The organism is Martelella sp. UBA3392 (genome assembly GCF_002358775.1).
Taxonomy (GTDB): domain Bacteria; phylum Pseudomonadota; class Alphaproteobacteria; order Rhizobiales; family Rhizobiaceae; genus Martelella; species Martelella mediterranea.
Window position 1 is genome coordinate 1 of sequence record NZ_DEPM01000093.1, and the last position, 2,575, is coordinate 2,575.

Here is a 2,575-nt window from a genome sequence, read left to right on the forward strand (position 1 = left end):
GCCATACGCGATTCCCCTGCCCTCAAGGGGGAGATTGTTTGCTGATGGGTTGTACGAAAAAACAAACGCCGGGCTTTTTACTTCCGGCGTTTGTCATATCGATCAATTGAAATTCAGCTCGGGCGGATCATCGAGGTTGAAGTCACCAGAGCCGCCGTCCGCGGGCTGGTCGCCGCTGCCGAAATCGGGCAGTGCGAACGGATCGCTGTTTTCGCCGCCGAAGCCGCTGTCGAAGCCGAAATTGTCGCCGCCTTCGCCGAAGGATGGCATTTCAATCTGGATCGTGTCCGGATCGACCCGGACGACGTCATCCTGATAATGGGTGACCAGTTTCGGGAAGAAGATCACCGCCAGGATCGCCAGGAACTGGATGATGATGTAGGGCACGATCCCCTTGTAGATCTCCAGCGTTCTGACGCCCCGCATCATCCTTCCCGTCGCCTTGTCCTGCCACTCGCCGGCCGGCGTCACCGAGCGCAGATAGAACAGCGAGAAGCCGAAAGGCGGGGTCAGGAACGAGGTCTGCAGGTTGAGGCCGAGAATGATGCCGAACCAGATCAGGTCGATGCCGAGCGCCTGGGCCGGCGCCACCAGGAGCGGCACCATGATGAAGGCGATCTCGAAGAAATCGAGGAAGCAGCCGAGGATGAACACGATGATCGTGACCACGATCAGGAAGCCGTATTCCCCGCCCGGCAGGCCGGTCAGCAGCTCCTCGATCCAGACATTGCCATTGATGCCGTAGAAGGTGAGGCTGAAGACGCGCGCGCCCATCAGGATCATCATCACGAAGGCGGAAAGCTTGGTGGTGCTGTCGAGGGCTGCCTTCAGCGCCGTGAAATCGAGGCGACCCTTGGCGATCGCAAGAGCCAGCGCGCCGGTGGCGCCCATGGCGCCGCCTTCCGTCGGCGTGGCAATGCCGAGGAAGATCGTGCCGAGCACCAGGAAGATCAGCGCCAGCGGCGGCACCATCACGATGATGACCTGCTGGGAAAGCCGCGACAGGATGTTGAGCTTGAAGCGGTCGTTGGCAAGTGCGGCGAGATAGATCACGATCACGCCGAAGAACAGCGCCGCCACGAACCGCCAGGCCTCTTCAAGCGCCGTGAACAAAACGTGATAACCGAGGAAGTAGAGCGCCGCCGCGATCGCAATCATCACGAACAGCGAGGTGACGCCATTGCCGAGCGTGCGGGCTTCCACCGGCATGGCCGGCGCCGCCTTCGGGCGGATCAGCGTCGTGATGAACACGTAGAGGCAGTAGGCCGCGATGACCATCAGCGAGGGATAGAGCGCGCCGATATACATGTCGCCGACCGAGCGGCCGAGCTGGTCGGCCATCACGATCAGCACCAGCGATGGCGGCACGATCTGTGCGAGCGTTCCCGAGGCGGCGATCGTGCCGGTGGCGAACGAGCGGTCATAGCTGTAGCGCAGCATCACCGGCAGCGAGATCAGCCCCATCGCCATGACGGAGGCCGCGACCACGCCGGTGGTGGCGCCCAGCAGCGCGCCGACCAGAACCACGGCATAGGCAACCCCGCCGCGGATCGGGCCGAACAACTGACCGATCGTGTCGAGCAGATCCTCGGCCATGCGCGAGCGTTCGAGGATGATGCCCATGAAGGTGAAGAACGGCACCGCCAGCAGCGTCTCGTTCGACATGATTCCGCCGAAGAAACGATCGGGATGGGATTGCAGCAGCGGCCAGAACAGGTTGATTTCCGGCGAGATCGAGGAGAACTCGACGCCCAGCACGAAGAAGATCAGCCCGCCGGCGGCGAGCGTGAAGGCGACCGGATAGCCGAGAAGCAGCATCGCCATCACGGAAACGAACATGACGGGCGCGAGATTGTGCGCGACGAGATCAATCATGCGGCTGGTCCTCAGTCATCATATGGGCGGCATTGCCGGCGTCGGCATAGAGTTCTTCGTCTTCTTTCAGATGACCGGAAAGCGCGGCCGCCCGTTTGATGATCTCAGAAAAGGCCTGCAGCAGAAGCAGGATAAAGCCGATGAGGATGAAGGATTTCGCCGGCCACAGGATCAGCCCGCCGGCATTGGTCGAGTGCTCGCCGGAAAGGAACGAGCGCAGGAACCATGGCCAGCTGAGATAAACCATCATGGCCGCGAACGGCACCAGGAAGATGATGTGCAGCACGAGATCGATCCAGTCGCGGGTCCGCCGGGACCACGACCCCGAAAGGATGTCGATGCGGATATGCTCGTTCTTCAGGAGCGCGTAGGCGGTCGCCAGCATGAACACGGCGCCGTAAAGGTACCATTGCAGCTCCAGCATGGCATTCGAGGACAGCGAAAACAGCTTGCGGCTGACCGCATTGCCGGCGCTGACCAGGATCGCTACCAGAAGGAGCCAGGACACGGAATGTCCGATGAATTCGTTCAGCCTGTCGATCGTACGGCTTATTATTATTAGTGGTCTCATTGGGGCCTCCAAACCGTCCGTCCTCCTTAATGGAAGTTGTCAAGGCCACGCAACATGCCTTTGGTACAATACGGGCTGAAAAACGCGCGGTTTTGGAAGTTTCAGGCTGAAAATCGGTGCGGCGTTGTA

General features: G+C 60.7%; 2 protein-coding genes. Both read right to left on the bottom strand.

Annotated elements, in window-relative coordinates; translation table 11 throughout:
* Positions 1 to 102: 102 nt before the first annotated feature.
* Positions 103 to 1,875 (bottom strand): TRAP transporter large permease, encoded by a 1,773-nt coding sequence (locus B4E36_RS06940; protein ID WP_292056959.1) that lies wholly within the window; start codon positions 1,873 to 1,875, stop codon positions 103 to 105.
* Entirely contained in the window at positions 1,868 to 2,446 is a 579-nt protein-coding gene (locus tag B4E36_RS06945) for a TRAP transporter small permease subunit (protein WP_292056961.1), read from the bottom strand. Before B4E36_RS06945 ends, B4E36_RS06940 begins: the two co-directional genes overlap by 8 nt.
* Positions 2,447 to 2,575 lie beyond the last annotated feature (129 nt).